The following is a 19,909-nucleotide window of genomic DNA, read 5'->3' on the forward strand; positions in this document are numbered from 1 at the left end:
ATCCCTCCGCCGGGCACGGTCGGCCACACCCTTCTCGCCTGCGGCCTCGACGGAACGGGCCGGCCTCCACGTGGGGGCCGGCCCTTCGTGTTACCTGGTGTGGATCTTGTCTTCGGCCGTCAGCGGCTGCTGGTGGTTTCGCGGACCCAGGGCAGGGCCATCCGCTCGATGAGCAGCAGCGCCGAATAGAGCAGGATGCTCACCAGAGCCACCAGCATGATCGCCGCCCAGGCGGTGGCGGTGTCGCCGACACCGGCGTACTGCGTGATGACATAGCCGAGGCCGGTCTCGCCGGCCTGGAACTCACCGATCACCGCGCCGATCGCGGCCAACGGCATGGCCACCTTGAGCCCGACGAAGATCTGCGGCAGCGCGGCCGGGAAGCGCACCTTGCGGAACGCCTGCCAACGGGACGCGTTCCAGGAACGCACCAGTTCGGCCAGGTCCGCCGGCGTGGTGGTGAGGCCGGTCGCGGTCGAGAGCACGATCGGGAAGAAGCAGAGCAGGAACACCATGGTCAGGATCGGCTTCTGGCCCCAGCCGAGCGCCACCACCAGCAGCGGGCCCAGCGTGATCTTCGGCACCGCGTTCACCGCGACCAGCAGCGGGGTGAACATCCGCTCGACCGTGCGGGAGCTGGCCAGCGAGAGTCCGATCAGGACACCGGCGGCCGCCGACAGGGCGAAGCCGTACACGATCTCCAGCAGGGTGTCCCACGTGTGTTCCAGCATCTGCGCGGGCTTGTCGACGAACGCGGTGAGCACGTCACCGGGCGGCGGCAGCGCCGCGGGGTGGACCAGCTCCAGCCGGGCGACCAGCCACCACGCCGCCAGAGCGACCAGGAGGCCGACCGCGGGCAGCGCCGCCCCGGCCCCGGCCCGGAGACCGGCACCTCGACCCGCGTGCCCCGTCTCGGGGCCGGCACCCGGGGACGGGGTTGCCGCCACCGCCGGGTCCGCTGACCGGACGTCGGTCATCTTGTCCTCCTCGAAATCCCACGGCCCCCGTGGGGCCGACGAGCGACGGGGGTACGCCCCACCGGGATCGGTGGAACGTACCCCCTGGTGACGACCGGACGATCAGGCCTTCGGCGCGAGGCTGAAGTCGATGATCTGCTCGGGGGTGATGTTCTGCTTCAGCGCGCCGGCGCCCTGCAGGATGGCGATGCTCTTGGCGACCCGGCCGCTGTCCAGGGTGCCGATCGCGGTGCCCGTGTTGCCGGAGCGGACGTACGCGGCCATCAGCTCCAGCTCGGCGGCGGCGGCGACCGGGTTGGCGGCGTCGACGTTCTTCTTCAGGATGTCGCCAGCCTCCTTGGAGTTGGCCAGGCTGTACTCCAGGCCCTTGAGCAGCGCCGCGGTGAACCGCTTCACCATCTCGGGCTTCTCCTTGGCGATCTTCGAGGAGGTGATCAGCACGTTGCCGTAGAGGTCCTGCATCACGTTGCTGTACGGCAGCATGACGGCCTTCTTCTTGGCCACCGCCTCGATGGTCGGCTGACCGACGACGAACTGGCCGATGCCGTCCACCGAGCCGGAGGCCAGCGTGCCGATCAGATCCTGCGCCTGACCGTTGACCCAGGTGACCTTGTTGACGTCCACGCCGGCGAGCCGGGCGTACGTCGGGAAGAGGTTGCGGACCACGGACCCGGGGGTGTCGGCGAGCTTCTTGCCCTCCAGGTCCTTCGGGGAAGCGATGTTCTTGCCCTCGACCGTGGCGATGCCGGCCATGGTGCGCTGCTGGATCGCGGCCACCACGGTGAAGTCCTTCGCCTGGCCGTTGCCGACCTGGAGCAGACCACCGGTCAGGTCGATCGGGCCGAAGTCGGCCTGGCCGCCGACTACGGTCTGGATCACGCCGCCGGTGCCCTGACCGGGCTTGATCTCAACGTCGAAGCCGGCCTCCTTGAAGAAGCCCTTCTCCTTCGCCACCCAGGCGTAGGAGTCACGGCCGAAGTTGCCGAAGGAGGTGAGGTAGGTCACCTTCTCCAGGCTCTTGCTGTCGCCGCCCTTGGCGTCGTCGGCCGAATCCGACCCGCTGCTGCAGGCGGAGACAAAGGCGAGGGCGGTGGCCAGCGCGGCCGTAGCGACCGTACGGGTCAGCCTTCTCATCAGTGCACCATGTCCTTTCCGACCGGGGCCTGACCGGCACCGGAGGGGTTGTCATGACGGGCCGGCGGGAGGGGCGGAAGCCGGCGCCGCCGTCGTGGGGGGACTCTTCGCGGGCACAGCGTACGAGAACCCCACAGTTGTGACGCCAGGTGCATCGGGTTGCGGAACGGAAACAACCTGACGGGCACCCCGGACGGTGCGATACGACAACGGGCCGGATAGCCTTTGTCGGATTCCTGACCGTCCACTCAGCGGAGGCCGCCGGAGATGATTCGACTGTCCGGAGTGTCCCGTACCTTCGAAGGCCGGTCCGGCCGGGTGGAGGCGCTGCGCGGCATCGACCTCGACGTCGCCGAGGGTGAGTTCGTCGCGGTGCTCGGCCGCTCCGGTTGCGGAAAGTCCACCCTGCTGCGGCTGATCGCCGGGCTACTCCCGCTGACCGCTGGCGAGATCACCGTGGCCGGCACGCCGATCGCCCGCCCGCGCCAGGACATCGCCATGCTGTTCCAGAAACCGGCGCTGCTGCCCTGGCGCACCGTGCTGGACAACGTCCTGCTGCCCGTGGAGATCTTCGGCTGGAGCCGCGCCAAGCACCGCGAGCGAGCCCGGCAACTGCTCGACGTGGCCGGTCTTGCCGGTTTCGAGAAGCGCCTGCCGCACGAACTCTCCGGCGGCATGCAGCAGCGGGTCTCGCTGTGCCGGTCGTTGATCGGCGAACCCCGGGTGATGCTGATGGACGAGCCGTTCTCCGCGCTCGACGCGCTCACCCGCGAGGAACTGTCCGGTGAACTCCAGCGGGTGCACATGGAGAACAAGCCGACCATCGTCTTCGTCACCCACTCGATCGACGAGGCGGTGCTGCTCGCCGACCGGGTGGTCGTGCTGAGCCCTCGCCCCGGCCGGATCCGCAAGGTGCTCGACGTCGACATCCCCCGGCCCCGCACCCTGGGCCGCAACGCCCACCTGGCCGACGTCGCGCGCGTCAGCGCCGACCTCCACGAGCTGTTGATGGAACGCGACGAGCCGGCGGCGGCCGGCGCGGAAGGACGATGAACATGCGGGTGTCGGTCTTCACCGAACCCAACCGGGGCGCCACCTACGACACCCAACTCCGGTTCGCCCGGCTGGTCGAGGCCTGCGGTTACGAGGGTTTCCTCCGCGCCGACCACTACCAGTCGATGGGCGCCGACCCGGGCCTGCCCGGCCCGACGGACGCCTGGCTGACCCTCGCCGCGCTGGCCCGGGAGACCGAACGGATCCGGCTCGGCACCCTGGTGACGTCGGCCACCTTCCGCCTGCCCGGCCCGCTCGCGGTGATGGTCGCGCAGGTCGACCAGATGAGCGGCGGGCGCGTCGACCTGGGCATCGGCGCCGGCTGGTACGAGCGGGAGCACACCTCGTACGGCATCCCGTTCCCGCCGGTCGGCGAGCGCTTCGACCGGCTGGCCGAACAGCTTGAGGTGATCACCGGGCTGTGGGGGACCCCGTCCGGCGAGACCTACAACTTCACCGGCGACCACTACCGGTTGGTGGACGCGCCCGCCCTGCCCAAGCCGGTACAGGTGCCCGGGCCTCCGATCATCGTGGGCGGTCGCGGTCCGAAGCGCACCCCGGAGCTGGCCGCCCGGTACGCCGACGAGTTCAACATGCCGTTCAAGTCCGTAGCGGACACCGCCGAGGCGTACGACCGGGTGCGGGAGGCGTGCGAGCGCACCGGGCGGACGGAGTCCGGGCGCGCACCGCTGGTGCTCTCCGCCGGCATCGTCGTGGCCATCGGTCGGACCGACGAGGAGGCCCGGCGGCGGGCAGCACCTCTGCACGTGAAGAGCGCACTGCCGCCGGAGGACCCGGTGATCGGCTCGCCCGCGCAGCTCGCGCAGCGGATCGGTGAGTTCGCCGCGATCGGCGCCACCCGGGTACACCTCCGTCTGATCGACTTCGACGACCTCGACCACCTCGAACTGATCGCCGCCGAGGTGCTTCCCCAACTTGACGGAGAACGATGACCGACGTGATCGACGGAACCGAACTCGGACCGGTGGGCCAGGAGATCGTGTTCGAGAACGACCGGGTACGGATCTGGCACATCCGCCTCGAGCCCGGCGAGCGGCAACCGCTGCACCGGCACGACCACCCGTACCTGGTGGTGGCGATCGAGGGCGCGAAGAACGTCGTACAGACCGTCGACGGCACCCGGATCGACGCCGACGAGCCCACCGGCGGCGTGGTCTACCGGGACCCGGGCGCGGTCCATATGCTCACCAATGTCGGAGACACGACATACCTGGCCCGGCTGGTCGAACTCAAGTAGACCCGCCGAGCGCGGGCCGGCGCGCCGCGCGGCGCGCCGGTGGCGATCGGGTGTACCGGGTGCGTAACGTGCCCGACATGGCCTTTCGGACCTGGGGCAGACTGCTGCTCACGGCGCTCGGGGTGAGCGTGCTGGCCGGAGCCGGCCAGCTCGGCGTCGCGTACGGTTTCGGCATCGTCCGGCTGACCGGCGCCTTCACCGGTACGACCGTCAACCAGTGGCCGACCCAGCTCGTCTGGGTCGGTTGGTTCGCCGCGAACGCCGCCGTCGCCGGCGCCGTCCTGACCGGACGCCTCGCTCGCCGCGACGCACCGGCGCCCAGCACCGGCCGCCAGTTGGCGATCGGTGGCGCGGCGGCACTCGGTGCCACCGTCATCGCTCCGCTCTGCATGCAGCCCGCCCGCGCCGCCGAGTTGATCTCGGTCGACCCGGTGTGGGCGGTGGGCATCTGCGCCGTACTCGGAGCGGTGATCGGAGCGGGCGCGGCGATCGCCGTCCTGTTCCGGCCCGAGCTGGGCTGGAACATGGCGGCCGTGGCCGGCGCGGTCTGGCTGCTGGCGATGATCTCGGTCCTGCCGTCGCTCGGCACGGCCGGCCCACTGCCGACGGTACGGCTCGGTGTCCTGGAGCCGAGCTGGCTGGACGACGCCGCCGCGCAACGACTGGCGCTGCTCCTGCTGCCCATCGTGGCGTTGCTGGCCGGCGCGGCGACCGCCGGACTGGCCCGCTGGCGAGGTCAGGCACCACTGGTCAGCGGAGCCACCGGGGTGGCCGGGCCGGTGCTTGTGGCATTCGCGTACCTGACCGCCGGTCCGGGTGACGCGGTGGACCGCTACCAGGCCACCCCGTACTACGGCTCGTTGATCGCGATCCTCGCCGGCACGCTCGGCGCGGCGGCCGCCGCGCTGCTGCGTTGGCCCGCCGGCGCCCGTACCGGGGACACGCACGCCATCGAGCCCTCCGACATCCTGCGCCCACTGCCCCCGGCCCCGGAGCTGCCGGGCGCGGCGTCGACGGATTCGTCGAACGAGTCGGCCGCCGCCGAGCGCACCGACGCGAAGACGCCCGTCGACACCACGCCGGCCGCCCTCGTCCCAGGTCCGTGGGCCGGCGACGGCTCCGACGGTGTACGCACCGTCCCGGCACACTGGGACTGGCCGGCGACCACCACGAGCGGCCAACACGGCTCTCCCCCGGCCGCTGCGGCAACCCCTGACGCGCCGGCCAGCCCCGCATCCTGGCTGACCGATCCGACCGGCGAGTTCACCGCCGACACGCGGACCCGCAGGCTGAGCCCGGAGGAGGGCCCCTCGTCGGCCGACAGCGAGCGCTCGGCCACCACCGACGTCAGCAGCCCGACCAGCGCTGCCCCGACCAGCAGCACGGCCGGCCGTGCGGGTGCCGCCGCCCCGTCGTTCGGCCCTGCCGGCGACGAGCAGACCGACGGCGCGCCAGCGCGCACGACCGATCCAGCGACCCACGACCGCGGCATCGGTGCGAACACGACCAGCACGGGCACGACCGGCGCAGGCACGACCAGCGCAGGCACGACCAGCGCAGGCACGACCAGCGCAGGCACGACCAGCGCAGGCACGACCGGTAGGGCCGACACGGGTGCGGTCGGCAGCGGCGCGGCCAGCACGGGTGCGGGCGATGCGGCGGCGCTCAAGCCGCGTCGGACCCGTAAGCCGAAGGTCGGTTCGGATGCCACCTCTGACGCTCCGGGCGAGACGTCGCCAACCGAGTCTAAGAGCAGCGGCGAGACGGCCTCCGGGCGCACGAAGAGGGGCACCCGCCCCGGCAGGTTCGCCGACAGCACCGGCTCCGGCACGCCAGCCGACACTCCGGCGCTCAGCGACGAGAGCCAGGGCAGCGGGTCCGACCAGGCGGCCAAGGCCTCCCCGGCCAGCGCGACGGCAGCGGTCCCGACCGCCGGGACCGGTACGACAGGGGCACCGACCGCCGGGACCGGCGCAGCGGCCGAGGCGGTCAACCCCCCGCGCACTCCGGTCACCGGCACGAAGAGCGGAGCAGCCAACGCCAGGGCGGCGGCAGCCGACCCGAAGGCGGCGGTACCGAAGCCGCCGCGCGCCGCCGCGACCAGCCCGACCTCAGCGGTGGCCGACCCCAAGGCGGGCGCGCCGCGTACCCCGGCCGACGCAACCACCGACTCCACCGCGCCACCGGCCGACGCGACCACCGGTGCCACCGTCCCGGCCACCAGCAGCACCGCGCCACCGGCCACCGCGACCGTCAGCTCGGCCACACCACCGGCTACCGCGACCGCCGGCTCAGCCACGCCACCAGCCGACCCGGCAGGTGCGTCCGCGGCCGACCGGGCTGGCGAAGCCGCCGAGGCGCGGACGGCCAACGAGGACGGTTCCGCCGCCGAGGACGGTTCCGCCGCCGGGTTGTTCGGGATCACGACCACCGGCGACTCCGACACGGACCGGTGGACGCCCGAGCGATCGCCCTGGCCGGTCGCCTCGGCATGGACGGTGCCGCCGCAGGCTCCCGGACGGGAGTCGACAGTTTCGGATGCGCCGGCCGAGCCGGACAAGCCATCGGGGCCGACGCTGCGGCCCCGACACCGGGCGCCGCTGCCGGATCTGAGCCGGGCCAGCACCTGGAACGCCTTCGACACGACCCGGCGCACCGGACCTACCGACGCACCGGACCGCTCGACGGTCCGGACGACACCGGCCGGTCCGACCACGAGCAGCGAGACGTCAACTCCGCCAGAGAACCCGAGCGCCTCGGATTCGCCGGTCGTGCCGGCCACGGCCGGTACGACCTCCGGCACCGACGACCCGGCGAGCGTCGACGCCACCCCGACGGGCAAGGCGACGGAGCAGCCCTCCCGGCGCGGACGGCTCGGTGGCCTCTTCCGCCGTAACCGGTCCCGGGCCGAGGAAGGTCAGGAACCGGCGGGCGAGACGGAACCGCTGAAGGCTCAGGACGAGGAGTTCGTCGACTGGGTCGCAGGCCTGAGTAAGCCGGTATCGGACAACGAGCCGGAGCGGGGGAACGCCCGCCGTTCGTTGCGCTCCACCGGCCGGCACCACCGCGAGTGAGTCCCGCTTGATCCACTCGGGTTCACTGGAGTCGGGCTATCCCACCCGCTTGGACACCGCGACACCAGTGAACCCGAGTCGATCATCCTGCAACCCCGCTCACCAGGCCGCCAGGCCGACCGGACGAGGTGAGCGCCGCACCCGTCAGGCCAGCGGCAGGTAGACCTTTCCGCCTCCGGACACGAACTCTTCCGACTTGTCCTTCATGCCGCGGGCCGCGTACTCCTTCAGCTCCTGGGTGATCTTCATCGAGCAGAACTTCGGGCCGCACATCGAGCAGAAGTGGGCGGTCTTCGCGGGCTCGGCGGGCAGGGTCGCGTCGTGGTACGACCGCGCGGTCTCCGGGTCCAGCGAGAGGTTGAACTGATCCTCCCAGCGGAACTCGAACCGGGCCTTCGACAGGGCGTCGTCCCAGGCCTGCGCGCCCGGATGCCCCTTGGCCAGGTCCGCCGCGTGCGCGGCGATCTTGTACGCGATCACGCCCGCCTTCACGTCGTCCCGGTCCGGCAGGCCAAGGTGCTCCTTCGGCGTGACGTAGCACAGCATGGCGGTGCCGAACATGCCGATCATCGCGGCGCCGATCGCCGAGGTGATGTGGTCGTACGCCGGGGCGATGTCGGTGGTCAGCGGCCCGAGCGTGTAGAAGGGCGCCTCGTGGCACCACTCCTGCTGCAGGTCCACGTTCTGCTTGATCTTGTGCATCGGCACGTGGCCGGGTCCCTCGATCATCACCTGGACGTCGTGCTCCCAGGCGATCTTCGTCAGCTCGCCGAGGGTGCGCAGCTCGGCGAACTGCGCCTCGTCGTTGGCGTCCGCGATCGAGCCGGGACGCAGCCCGTCACCGAGGGAGAACGTCACGTCGTACTTGGCGAGCAGCGCACACAGTTCCGCGAAGTTGGTGTAGAGGAAGTTCTCCTCGTGGTGCGCCAGACACCAGGCCGCCATGATCGAGCCGCCCCGGGAGACGATCCCGGTGACCCGGTCCACGGCCAGCGGCACGTACGGCAGCAGCACCCCGGCGTGCACCGTCATGTAGTCGACGCCCTGCTCGGCCTGCTCGATCACGGTGTCCCGGAACACCTCCCAGCTCAGCTTCACCGGGTCGCCGCCGACCTTCTCCAACGCCTGGTAGATCGGCACCGTCCCGATCGGCACCGGCGAGTTCCGCACGATCGCCTCACGGGTCTCGTGGATCCGTTTTCCGGTGGACAGGTCCATCACGGTGTCCGCACCCCAACGGGTGGCCCAGGTGAGCTTCTCCACCTCCTCCGCCACCGACGAGCTGACCGCCGAGGTGCCGATGTTGGCGTTCACCTTGACCAGGAACGCCTTGCCGATGATCGCCGGCTCACACTCCGGGTGGTTCACGTTGAGTGGCAGCACCGCCCGACCGGCGGCGATCTCGGCCCGCACGAGTTCCGGGTCGACGTTCTCCCGGATCGCCACGAACTCCATCTCCGGCGTCACCACACCCGCCCGCGCGTACGCGAGCTGCGTCGGCCGGCGACCGTCCATTCCGGCCAGTGGGGTGCCCGCGCCCCGCACCGGCGCCACGTCACCGCGCTCGGCGATCCACGGGCCTCGCAATGCGGGCAACCCCACCGACGGGTCCGACCCCGGGCCGGACGTGTCGTAGAGCCGCACCGGCGGGTGGTCCCCGGTCAGCTCCACCTCCGCGAACGGAACCCGGACGTCCGGTCGGGAACCCTCGACGTACACCTTGCCTCGTGCCTGCATGACAGCCTCCCTGGTGATCAAGCGGACCAGCCGAAGTGGTTCAGCGGCCCGCGTCCCGCGCCCAGCTCCCAACTCCGCGCGCCGGCCAGCGCTCGGAGCACGTACTCCTTGGCGGTTCCCACCGCCGCCGGCACCGGATCGCCGAGGGCGAGCCGCACCGCGATCGCCGCCGAGAACGAGCACCCGGTGCCGTGGGTGTGCCGTGTGTCCACCCGCAGGGCGCGCAGCAGAGTGGTGACGCCGTCCCCGTGCAGCACGTCCACCGCCTCGTCACCGCCGAGGTCGCCGCCGGTGACCACCACGTACTCCGGTCCGCCGGCCGCGAGCGCCTCGGCGGCCACGACCATCCCGGCCACGTCGTCGACCGGACGCCCGGTGATGGCCGCGGCCTCCGCGCAGTTCGGCGTCGCCACAGTGGCGTACGGCAGCAGCCGCTGCACCGCGTCCACCACGCCGAGCCGGTGACCACTGGTGGCGACCAGCACCGGGTCGACAACGAGGTGCGGCAGCCGACCGGCCCGTGCGGCCTCGGCCACCACGTCGGCGACCGCCGGGGTACCGAGCATCCCTGTCTTGACCGCAGCGACGGCGAAGTCGGCGAGCACGCTGTCCAACTGCTCGGTGACCGTGCGCGGAGGCATCGGCAGGACGGCGTCGACACCCCGGGTGTTCTGCGCGGTGACCGCCGTGAGGACGCTGGTGCCGTACGCGCCCAGCGCCGCGAAGACCTTGAGGTCGGCCTGGATGCCTGCGCCGCCGCCGGAGTCGGAGCCGGCGATGGTGAGGATTGTGCTTGGTGTCACTTCTCCTCCGTGGTTGCGGTTGAGGGCTGCGGCCGACCGTGCCCACTCCGGGCGGTCAGGCCTGATCCCTGCGTGGGCACGGTCGGACGCAGCCCTGCCGTGGAGACCTGGGTGACCCCGCGCCGGGTTTGGGTCAGCACCGGGGTGACCGCCTCTTCATAGGCGCTGATCAGGGTTGCGGCTGTCTCGGCGGGGTCTCCGGCTCGCATGATCGCGCCCAGGACTGCTACTCCTGCTGCTCCTGCTCCTACGCAGGCGGTTACCTGTGCTGGGGTTTCGACTCCGCCGAGGGCCAGCAGCGGCACGGGACTGACCTCGACCAGCTTGCGCAGGCCGTCCGGTCCCAGGGGTGGGCCGTAACCCGGTTTTGTCTTCGTGGGCCAGACCGGGGAGATGGTGGCGTAGTGCTCGGTGGTCAGGCGGTCCAGCTCGTTCTGGTGGTGGCAGGAACGGCCGACCAGGGTGTGGGTCGGCGGTGGGTACGGGCCGGCGGCCGGCAGGTGGACCGCGTCGCCGCCGAGCGGGTCGGGGCCGGCCACGACGAGGGTCCCGCCCACGTCGGCGAGGATCGCACGCAGGTCGGCGGCGAGGGCGGCGCGTTCGGCACGGGGCAGGTCCTTCTCCCGTAGCACCACCCAGCGCACTCCCCCGGCCACCGCTCCCGCCACGACCCGGTCGAGCCCATCCCGCCCGACGAGCCGGTCGGTCAACACGACAACGCCCGACGGCACGCTCTCCGACGAGATCTTGGAAGGAAAATGCCCCTGGCGGGGCCTGTTCCTTCCAAGATCTACGGACGGCGCCTGGCCCTTCGGCTGCTGCGGCCCGGTCACAGGTCGGGTCTTCCCGCGTCGGAGGTGGAGGGGAGCGCGTGGAAGCGTCGGGCGATCCGGCCGGCGCCAGCAGCCAACCGGCCCGCCTCGACCGCGTACCGCATCGCGGTCGCCATCGCCACCGGGTCCTCGGCCCGGGTCACCGCACTCGCCAGCAGCACCGCGTCGCAGCCCAACTCCATCGCGAGGGCGGCGTCGGAGGCGGTGCCGATGCCCGCGTCGAGGATCACCGGGACGCCCACGCCCTGCCTGATGAGCCGGATGTGGTGCGGGTTGCCGATGCCGAGCCCCGACCCGATCGGGGAGCCGGCCGGCATCACCGCGGCACAGCCCACGTCGGCGAGGCGGCGGGCCAGCACCGGGTCGTCGCTGGTGTACGGCAGCACGGTGAAGCCGTCGGCGACCAACTCCTCGGCGGCGCGGAGCAACTCCACCCCGTCGGGCAGCAGCGTCCGCTCGTCGCCGATCACCTCCAGCTTGACCCAGTCGGTGTCGAACGCGTCCCGGGCCAGCCGGGCCACCTTCACCGCCTCGGTCGCGGTGTGGCAGCCGGCGGTGTTCGGCAGCAGGCGTACCCCGCACCGGTCCAGCAACTCCAGCAGCCCGCCGGTGGAACCGGGCGCGGTGCCCACGCGACGCAGCGCCAGCGTGACCAGCTCGGTGCCGGACGCCCGGATCGCCTGTTCCAGGACGTGCAGGTTCGCGGCACCGCCGGTGCCGAGGATCAACCGCGAGGTGAACGTCTCCCCACCCAGCTCGAACGGCATGCCGCTCACCCGCCCTGCGCCGCGGTGAGCACCTCGACCCGGTCGCCGTCGCGCAGCGCCGTGGCCGGCCACCCGACCCGGGGTACGACCTCCCCGTTGACAGCGACCGCCACCCCACGCTGTTCGGGCACGATGTCGCGTACCAGGTCGGCCACCGACGTGCCACCGGGCACGACGCGCCCGGCCCCGTTCACCGTCAACTCCACCGGTCCCCCTCCATTGTCGGTTCAGCTCCGTCCGAGCCCGCGCTGTCGAACCGGTCGGCCCGCAACGGCGCGAGCAGCGGATCGGGAACCCCGCCGAGCACCAGGTCGGCGATCAGGTCGGCGGTGATCGGGGTGAGCACGATGCCGTGCCGGTGGTGCCCGGTGGCGACCAGGACGTCCGGCCGGCCGGGCAGCGGCCCGAGGATCGGCGCGTTGTCCGGTGTGCCCGGGCGCAGCCCGGCGACCGCCTCGACCAGGTCGTACTCGGCCAGCTCGGGCAGCAGGTCGATTCCGGCGCGGAGCAGGCGCTGCACGGCACCGGCGGTGACAGTGGTGTCCGCCCGTTCCTCGACCGTCGCGCCGAGCACGACCTCGCCGTCGGCACGGGGCACCAGGTAGACGGGCTCGCCGTCGGCGTACCCCCGGATCACGTGTCGGAAGCCCGGCGCGACGCCGTCGGGCGCGCGGAGCCGGAGGATCTGGCCCTTCACCGGCCGCACCGGCAGGCCGGTGAGCGCTGCAGCGCCACAGCCGGCGGCGACCACGGTGACCTCGGCATCCACATCGGACAGGCGCCGGACCGGTTGCGGCACGAGCACCGCGCCGGCCCGCTGCGCGGCCGCGCGCAGCGCCGGCACCAGCAGTCGGGGGTCTACCTGGTGGTCGGTGGGCGCGAGCGCGCCGCCGCGCACCCGGGGGGCGAGCGCCGGTTCGCGGTCGCGCAGCTCGCTGGGGCGCAGCGGCGTCACGGGCAGACCCAACCCCTGTTGGTACGCCCACAACCGGCGCGCCTCGGCCAGGTCGTCGCCGGTCAGGCCGACCATCAGGGTGCCCTCGGTCCGGTAGCCGATCTCGACTCCGGTCACCTCGGTCAGCTCGGTCGCGAACGCCGGCCAACGGGCGGCGGACGCGAGGAGCAACTCGGTCAGCTGCCGCTCACCGAAGTACGCCTCGGCGACCGGTGAGAGCATGCCGGCGGCAACCGCCGCGGCCCCCGATCCGGGTGCCGGATCGTGCACCACCACCCGCAGCCCCCGGGCGGCGCAGCGCCAGGCGATGGACAACCCGATCGGCCCTGCCCCCACCACCGCCACATCCGCAAGGAAGGGCCCCTTGTTAACGGCTTTCGTAGAGGAAGGGCCCCCTGCTAACACGTCAGTGCCCGGAGCAACTCGGCCGTCGCCCGCGCTGGATCGGCGGCGGCGGAGAGGGCACCGACCACCGCCACCCCGTACGCCCCGGCGTCCCGCAGCGCCGGCACCCGCGCGGCGGTCACTCCGCCGATCGCGATGACCGGCACGTCGACGGCGTCGACGACGGCGCGTACCCCGGCCGGCCCGATGGGGTCGGGTAGGCCGGACTTGGTGCTGGTGGTGTGGCACGGCCCGACGCCCAGGTAGCTGGCTCCGGCCGCGACCGCCGACGTCGCCGCCTCCGGTGCGCGGGCGGTGGCTCCCAGCACCGCGGCGGGGCCGAGCACCCGGCGGGCGGCGGCGACCGGCAGGTCCTCGGCACCGACGTGCCCGCCGTCGGCACCGACCGCCAGCGCCACGTGCAGCCGGTCGTTGACCAGGCAGGTCGCCTCGTACGACGCGCAGAGCGCCAGGACCCGTCGGGCCAGGTCGTACGCCTCGCGGTCGGTGGCGGAATCCTCGACGCGGACCTGCACCACCAGGTCGGCGCGGGCCGCCGTGAGGGCGGCCCGGACCACGGTGAGCGGGTCGCACCCGGGTCGGGTGTCGGTGATCAGATGCAGTCGCCCTATGGACGGCACGGCAACGCTCCTCCCTGCGCCGGCATTACCCGGATCAGGTTCGACGGTCGGGGGCTGTCAGCCCCCCTCTCAGCCCGGTACACCGGGCTCCCGTGGGTTACTTGCGTGTCACCGTACGACAGATCCGCCGGCCTGCCAAGGCGGGCTCGGCGGTGGCCGGGCGGGCCGGGATGAGGAAGATCGATGGGGCACTTCATACGGTCCTGTTCGGAATGTCGCCCGCCGTTGCAGAACCGTTACCCGCCGGCATCTTGCCCGACATCGAGCCAGCCGAATTAATTTGTTCAGCGATTCGACAAAATGTCGGTGGGGCACCCTGGCACGGCGTCACCACCGGCTCCATGAGGGAGGGCGTTCGGCGAGCCGACTCCCGCGAGCTCTCTGTCACTACGACACAGGAGGCGGCGTGTCCCGTTCTCGTCGTGCCCGCGTACCCATCACCGCAACCCTGATCTCCCTGGCCATGGCCTCGACCACCCTGTTCGGCGCGCCCGCCCAGGCTGCCGCCCAGGTCCCCCCACGGGATGCGCAAGCCGCAGCCCCGGTCAGCCAGGTGGTGCCCAAGGCGCCAAAGGCCGCAGCCGATCCCTTCTCCGTCCTGATCTTCTCCAAGACCGCCGGCTTCCGGCACGACTCCATCCCGACCGGCATCGCCGCCATCCAGCAACTCGGCGCCGAAAACGGATTCACCGTGGACAACTCCGAGGACGGCGCCGCATTCAACGACGCCAACCTGGCGAAGTACAAGGCGGTGATCTGGCTCTCCACCACCGGTGACGTGCTCAACGCCGAGCAGCAGGCGGCGTTCGAGCGCTACGTCCAGGCCGGCGGCGGCTACGTCGGCATCCACGCCGCGTCGGACACCGAGTACAGCTGGGCCTGGTACGGCGACCTGGTCGGCGCGTACTTCGCCAACCACCCGCAGAACCAGCAGGCCACCGTGAAGGTGGAGGACCACGCGCACCCGTCCACCGCCGGGCTGCCGGACCGCTGGTCCCGGTTCGACGAGTGGTACAACTTCCAGACCAACCCGCGGCCGGACGTGCACGTGCTGGCCAGCCTGGACGAGAAGAGCTACACCGCCGGTGCCGGCGCGATGGGTGCGGACCACCCGATCGCCTGGTGTCAGGACTTCGACGGTGGCCGCTCCTGGTACACCGGCGGCGGGCATACCCGGGAGTCGTACGCCGAGCCCGAGTTCCTCTCCCACCTGCTCGGCGGCATCCGCACCGCGGCCGGCGTCGAGAACGCCGACTGCGGCGCCTCGAAGACCGCCAACTTCGAGAAGGTCACGCTGGACAGCAACACCAGCAACCCGATGGAGTTGGACGTCGCCCCCGACGGGCGGGTCTTCTACATCGAGCGCGACGGCCGCGTGCAGATCGTGAAGCCGGACACCGGCAACACCGTCACCGCCGTCGACCTGGACGTCTTCACCGGCAACGAGGACGGTCTGATCGGCATCCGGCTCGACCCGGACTTCGCCACCAACAACTGGGTGTACCTGTACTACGCCCCGAACGACGGGGTCACCCGCAACCTGCTGTCCCGCTTCACGGTGACGGGCGACACCATCGACCTGGCCAGCGAGAAGCAGGTGCTACGGGTCGACACCCAGCGCAACACCTGCTGCCACGCCGGCGGCAGCATGGCCTTCGACAGCGACGGCAACCTCTACCTGGCCACCGGTGACAACACCAACCCGTTCGAGTCGAACTCGTACTCGCCGCTCGATGAGCGGGCGGGCCGCCAGGACTACGACGCGCAGCGCACCTCCGCCAACACCAACGACCTGCGCGGCAAGGTGATCCGGATCCACCCGGAGGACGACGGGACGTACACGGTCCCGTCGGGCAACCTCTTCCCGGCCGGCACCGAGAAGACCCGTCCCGAGATCTACGCGATGGGCTTCCGCAACCCGTTCCGCATCGGCACCGACCCGAAGACCAACACGCTGTACGTGGCGGACTACGGGCCGGACGCCAACTCGGACAACCCGAACCGGGGCCCCCGTGGTCTGGTCGAGTGGAACATCGTCACCCCGGGCAACTACGGCTGGCCGTACTGCACGGGCACGAACGAGGCGTACAACGACTACACGTTCCCGTCCGGCCCGAGCGGCCCGAAGTTCGACTGCGCCGCACCGGTGAACGACTCGCCCAACAACACCGGCCTGACCAACCTCCCGCCGGTGGTTCCGGCGACCGTCGACTACGGGTACGCCGGTGACGCGCGCTACCCGGAGATCGGCGGCGGTGGTGCCCCGATGGGCGGCCCGGTCTACCGCTACGATGCCGACCTCAACTCCACCCGCAAGTGGCCGGCGTACTACGACGGCAAGGCGCTGCTCGGCGAGTGGAACCAGAACAAGATGTACACCATGCAGGTGACCGCCGACGGCAAGTCGTTGGTGGACATCAACCAGTTGCTCACCGGCATGAGCATGATCCGGCCGATGGACTTCGAGTTCGGTCCGGACGGCGCGCTGTACCTGATCGAGTGGGGCAGCGGCTTCGGTGGCAACAACGACAACTCCGGCGTCTACCGGATCGACTACACCGCCGGTGACCGTGCACCGATCGCGGCGGCGTCCGCCAACCCGACCTCGGGTCCGGCGCCGTTGACCGTCACGTTCTCCAGCGCCGGCTCCCGGGACCCGGACGGTGGGGCGCTCACCTACGCCTGGACGTTCGGCGACGGGCAGACCTCGACCGAGGCCAACCCGACGCACACCTACGCCACGGCCGGCAACTACACCGCCCAGCTCACCGTCACCAACCCCAAGGGCCGGACCGCGGTGGCCAACGTGCCGGTGACCGTGGGCAACACCGCGCCGACGGTCACCATCGAGTTCCCACCGGACGGCGGCTTCTTCGACTGGGGCGACCAGGTCCGCTACTCGATCAAGGTGACCGACCCGGAGGACGGGCAGATCGACTGTGACAAGGTGCAGCTGCAGGTGCTGCTCGGTCACGACGAGCACGCCCACCCGCTGGAGCAGCACACCGGCTGCACCGGCACCGTCCAGACGTCGCTCGCCTCCGGGCACGGCGCCGAGGCGAACGTCTTCGCGGTCTTCGAGGCCACCTACACCGACGAGGGTGGTGCCGGCGGCTCCGGTGCCCTGACCGGCCGGCAGATCGAGGTCCTCCAGCCCAAGCAGAAGCAGGCCGAGTACTTCACCGCCACCGGGCGCGCCCCGGTGAGCACCGGCGGCGGCGACGCCGGCGTGCAGCGGGAAGCCGCCACCGACACCGCGGGCGGCGGTCAGAGCATCGCGTTCATCGAGGACGGCGACTGGTGGTCGGTCGCTCCGGCGGACCTGACCAACATCACCGAGATCCGCTTCCGGGCAGCTTCGGCCGCCGCAGGTGGTCGGATCGAGGTCCGCGCGGGTGCGGTCGACGGACCGGTGGTCGCCACGGCCACCGTGCCGGCAACCGGCGGGTGGCAGACGTACACGGACGTGAGCGCGCCGGTCACCGGTGCCGCGAGCGGCTCGCTGTTCTTCCTGGCCCGGGACCCGAACGGCGGCTCCGGTTCGCTGTTCAACGTCAACTGGATGGACTTCGTCGGTCGCGGTGTCACCGAGAACGCGCCGCCGGTGGTCAGCGCCACGGCCACCCCGGCCACCGGCACCGCACCGGTCACCGTCGCCTTCGACGGCACGGCCACCGACGCCGAGGGCGACACCCCGTTGACGTACGCCTGGGACTTCGGTGACGGAGGCACGGCGACCACACTGGACGCCAGTCACACCTACACCACGGCGGGCACCTTCACGGCCACCCTCACGGTGACCGACAGCAAGGGCGCCAAGGCGTACGCCACGGTGCCGGTGCGGGTGGACGCTCCGGACACGTCCTGCTTCGGGGCGCGTTCGGATGACTTCAACGGCAACAGCCTCGACAAGGAGCGCTGGACCAGCGTCATCCGGGAGAACCAGCTCTACTCGGTCAGTGGCGGCTCGCTGCGGCTGCCCACGGCGGTGGGTGACCTGTACGGCGCCCGCAACGATGCCACCAACCTGGTGCTCCAGGCGGCTCCGACCGGCGCCTGGGAGATGACCACCAAGGTCACTCTGCCGGTGACGGCCAACTACCAGCAGGCTGGCCTACTGGTGTACGGCGACGACGACAACTACGCCAAGCTGGACCTGCTGTACAACGGCAGCCGGTCGGTGGAGTTCATCCGGGAGACCGCCGCCACGCCGCGCAACGAGGCGGCCGACAGGATCGCCGCTCCGGCGGGTGACACCGTGCACCTGCGGATCACCAGCGACGGGACGAACCTGACCGCGGCCGTGTCGGCCGACGGACAGACCTTCACCCCGGTCGGCCGTTCGGCAGCGCTCGACGGCATCGCCAACCCCCGCATCGGTGTCTTCGCGCTCAACGGCGGCACCGAGGCACCGGTCGTCGACGCGGCCTTCGACTCGTTCCTGGTTACGCCGGACGCCCCGGCTGGGCCGGTCGACCCGTCGGACGAGTTCAACGGTGACACCTTGGACAAGTGCCGGTGGGACGCGATCCTGCGGGAGGACCCGACCGGTTACCGGGTCACCGGTGGCGCGCTGCGCATCGACGTGCCCAACGGTGACATCTACGGCACCGACAACACCGGGCCGAAGAACTTCATCCTCCAGACCGCGCCGTCGGGCGACTGGACCCTGGAGACGAAGGTCGACGGCAGCCTGCTGAACGAGCAGTACCAGCAGGCCGGTCTGCTCGTGCAGGCGGACGACGACAACTACCTGAAGTTCGACTTCATCGCGGACAACCAGGCCGGCCAGGCGGTGACGCGGCGGATCGAGTTCCGCAGCGAGATCGCCGGGGCGGTCCAGAACCCGCAGCCGGAGGCAGCCAGCCTCACCTCGGCGGTGTGGCATCTGCGGTTGGCACGCGTAGGCGACACGTTCACCGCGTCGTACTCGGCTGACGGGACGACCTGGACCGCGTTGGAGGCGCTGACCAACACCGCGGTGGGTGCCACCCCGAAGGTCGGGCTGTTCACCCTCGGCGCCAACCAGACGGCCTCGAAGACCGCCGCGTTCGACTACTTCCGGTTGAGCACGGAGGTGGCCGACGAGACCGCGCCGGTGACCACGGCGGCGGTGTCCGGAACCCCGACCGACGGGTGGCACACCGGGCCGGTGACGATCACGCTCACCGGTGCCGACGAGGCCGGCGGTAGCGGGCTCGCCGGCACGGCGTACCAGCTGGACGGGGCCACCACCTGGACGGACTACACCGCCCCGGTGGAGGTCAGCGGCGATGGCGAGCACGAGCTGCGGTTCCGCTCGACCGACAAGGCCGGCAACGTGGAGGAGACCAAGACCGTCTCGGTCAAGATCGACGCCACCGCGCCGGTGACCACGGCGACGTTCGCTCCGGCGAACGACGCCGGCTGGCACAACGGGACGATCCCGGTCGTGCTGGCCTCCACCGACGCCGGTTCCGGCGTCAAGACGGTGGAGTGGTCGCTCGACGGTGGCGCGTGGACGCCGTACACGACGCCGGTCGAGGTGACCGGTGACGGGCAGCACGAGCTGCTGTACCGCTCGACCGACAAGGCCGGCAACGCCGAGACGCTCAAGTCGGCGGTCTTGAAGATCGACGGCGCCAAGCCGACGCTGCTGGTCTCCGGTATCGCCGACGGCCAGCTCTACGGCGACAGCCAGGACGTCCGAGTGTCCTGGCAGGCTGTCGACCCGACCTCGGGCATCGCGACCGTGGTCGGCAAGTTGGACGGCCAGGCGTACGCCAGCGGCACCCTGCAGGCCATGTACGAGCTGTCGCTCGGCCTGCACGAGCTGACCGTGACCGCGACCGACAAGGCGGGCAACGAGACCACCTCGACGGTCCGGTTCTTCGTCACCACCTCGTTCCGGGACATGCAGGGTCTGCTGGACCGGTTCAAGGCGACGGGTCGGCTCTCGACCAAGGCGCACAAGCAGCTGAGCAACAAGCTCGACGCCGTCCGCAAGTCCGAGGCGGCCGGTGACGACAAGGCGGCGGTGCGGCAGCTGACCGCGTTCCGGACGCTCGCTTCCGACACCGCACTGGTGGGCGAGGCGGAGATTCGGGACGTCCTGATCCGGGACGCCGACGCCATGATCGTTCGGCTCGGCGGCGCGGCCAGTAAGGCCGGGGTCAAGGCGAACGACGGCGAGACGGTCAAGGGCACGGGACGACTCGGTGGCGATGCCACCAGGCTCGCGCCCGGTCGCCAGCTCTGATCCGACGAGGCCCCTCTCCGACGCTGCGGCGTCGGGGAGGGGCCTCCCTCATCCG

Annotated in this window: 14 protein-coding genes and 1 riboswitch; of the genes, 5 read left to right on the plus strand and 9 right to left on the minus strand. The window is 71.4% G+C overall.

Annotated elements, in window-relative coordinates; genetic code table 11:
* Positions 1-119: 119 nt before the first annotated feature.
* On the minus strand, positions 120-977 hold the full coding sequence (locus O7614_RS29730; protein ID WP_278141692.1) for an ABC transporter permease: 858 nt from the start codon (positions 975-977) through the stop codon (positions 120-122).
* A 102-nt stretch (positions 978-1,079) separates the two neighbouring features.
* On the minus strand, positions 1,080-2,111 hold the full coding sequence (locus O7614_RS29735) for an ABC transporter substrate-binding protein (protein WP_278141693.1): 1,032 nt from the start codon (positions 2,109-2,111) through the stop codon (positions 1,080-1,082).
* 267 nt (positions 2,112-2,378) lie between these two features.
* On the opposite strand from O7614_RS29735, the gene O7614_RS29740 reads away from it, so the two are divergent.
* From O7614_RS29740 to O7614_RS29755, 4 genes are all read left to right on the plus strand, one after another.
* Complete coding sequence (locus tag O7614_RS29740) at positions 2,379-3,164, plus strand: ABC transporter ATP-binding protein (protein WP_278141694.1); 786 nt, start codon at positions 2,379-2,381, stop codon at positions 3,162-3,164.
* Between the two features lie 2 nt (positions 3,165-3,166).
* Entirely contained in the window at positions 3,167-4,117 is a 951-nt protein-coding gene (locus O7614_RS29745) for an LLM class F420-dependent oxidoreductase (RefSeq protein WP_278141695.1), read from the plus strand.
* Positions 4,114-4,422 carry a cupin gene (locus tag O7614_RS29750; RefSeq protein WP_278141696.1) on the plus strand — a complete coding sequence of 103 codons (309 nt, stop codon included), beginning with the start codon at positions 4,114-4,116 and terminating at the stop codon, positions 4,420-4,422. The genes O7614_RS29745 and O7614_RS29750 overlap by 4 nt, the downstream gene beginning before the upstream one ends.
* A 77-nt stretch (positions 4,423-4,499) precedes the next feature.
* Positions 4,500-7,496 carry a hypothetical protein gene (locus O7614_RS29755; protein WP_278141697.1) on the plus strand — a complete coding sequence of 999 codons (2,997 nt, stop codon included), beginning with the start codon at positions 4,500-4,502 and terminating at the stop codon, positions 7,494-7,496.
* 144 nt (positions 7,497-7,640) lie between these two features.
* Here O7614_RS29755 and thiC read toward each other — a convergent pair whose 3' ends face one another.
* The 7 genes from thiC to thiE form a co-directional block, all read right to left on the minus strand.
* Complete coding sequence (thiC, locus tag O7614_RS29760) at positions 7,641-9,233, minus strand: phosphomethylpyrimidine synthase ThiC (protein WP_278141698.1); 1,593 nt, start codon at positions 9,231-9,233, stop codon at positions 7,641-7,643.
* Positions 9,234-9,250: 17 nt separating this feature from the next.
* A complete protein-coding gene (thiD, locus tag O7614_RS29765) occupies positions 9,251-10,036 on the minus strand; it encodes a bifunctional hydroxymethylpyrimidine kinase/phosphomethylpyrimidine kinase (protein WP_278141699.1) in 786 nt (261 codons plus the stop codon).
* On the minus strand, positions 10,033-10,782 hold the full coding sequence (locus tag O7614_RS29770) for a thiamine phosphate synthase (RefSeq protein ID WP_278142428.1): 750 nt from the start codon (positions 10,780-10,782) through the stop codon (positions 10,033-10,035). The genes thiD and O7614_RS29770 overlap by 4 nt, the downstream gene beginning before the upstream one ends.
* Before the next feature lie 83 nt (positions 10,783-10,865).
* Positions 10,866-11,645 (minus strand): thiazole synthase, encoded by a 780-nt coding sequence (locus tag O7614_RS29775; protein ID WP_278141700.1) that lies wholly within the window; start codon positions 11,643-11,645, stop codon positions 10,866-10,868.
* Positions 11,642-11,842, minus strand: coding sequence for a sulfur carrier protein ThiS (gene thiS, locus O7614_RS29780; protein ID WP_278141701.1), 201 nt, complete (start codon positions 11,840-11,842; stop codon positions 11,642-11,644). Before thiS ends, O7614_RS29775 begins: the two co-directional genes overlap by 4 nt.
* Positions 11,833-12,996 (minus strand): glycine oxidase ThiO, encoded by a 1,164-nt coding sequence (gene thiO / locus O7614_RS29785; protein ID WP_278141702.1) that lies wholly within the window; start codon positions 12,994-12,996, stop codon positions 11,833-11,835. The genes thiS and thiO overlap by 10 nt, the downstream gene beginning before the upstream one ends.
* Complete coding sequence (gene thiE, locus O7614_RS29790) at positions 12,990-13,616, minus strand: thiamine phosphate synthase (RefSeq protein ID WP_278141703.1); 627 nt, start codon at positions 13,614-13,616, stop codon at positions 12,990-12,992. The genes thiO and thiE overlap by 7 nt, the downstream gene beginning before the upstream one ends.
* A riboswitch (TPP riboswitch) is annotated at positions 13,611-13,720 on the minus strand. It overlaps the preceding gene by 6 nt.
* Positions 13,721-14,022: 302 nt before the next feature.
* Here thiE and O7614_RS29795 point away from each other — a divergent pair.
* Complete coding sequence (locus tag O7614_RS29795) at positions 14,023-19,854, plus strand: ThuA domain-containing protein (RefSeq protein ID WP_278141704.1); 5,832 nt, start codon at positions 14,023-14,025, stop codon at positions 19,852-19,854.
* The last annotated feature ends 55 nt before the right edge of the window (positions 19,855-19,909 follow it).

Source organism: Micromonospora sp. WMMD961 (assembly GCF_029626145.1).
Taxonomy (GTDB): Bacteria; Actinomycetota; Actinomycetes; order Mycobacteriales; family Micromonosporaceae; genus Micromonospora.

Excerpts from the sequence above, each read along its gene's own strand:
- O7614_RS29750 (WP_278141696.1), top strand. The coding sequence starts at position 4,114 with ATGACCGACGTGATCGACGGAACCGAACTCGGACCGGTGGGCCAGGAG.
- thiC (WP_278141698.1), bottom strand. The coding sequence starts at position 9,233 with ATGCAGGCACGAGGCAAGGTGTACGTCGAGGGTTCCCGACCGGACGTC.
- O7614_RS29735 (WP_278141693.1), bottom strand. The coding sequence starts at position 2,111 with ATGAGAAGGCTGACCCGTACGGTCGCTACGGCCGCGCTGGCCACCGCC.
- O7614_RS29740 (WP_278141694.1), top strand. The coding sequence starts at position 2,379 with ATGATTCGACTGTCCGGAGTGTCCCGTACCTTCGAAGGCCGGTCCGGC.
- O7614_RS29730 (WP_278141692.1), bottom strand. The coding sequence starts at position 977 with ATGACCGACGTCCGGTCAGCGGACCCGGCGGTGGCGGCAACCCCGTCC.
- O7614_RS29755 (WP_278141697.1), top strand. The coding sequence starts at position 4,500 with ATGGCCTTTCGGACCTGGGGCAGACTGCTGCTCACGGCGCTCGGGGTG.
- O7614_RS29745 (WP_278141695.1), top strand. The coding sequence starts at position 3,167 with ATGCGGGTGTCGGTCTTCACCGAACCCAACCGGGGCGCCACCTACGAC.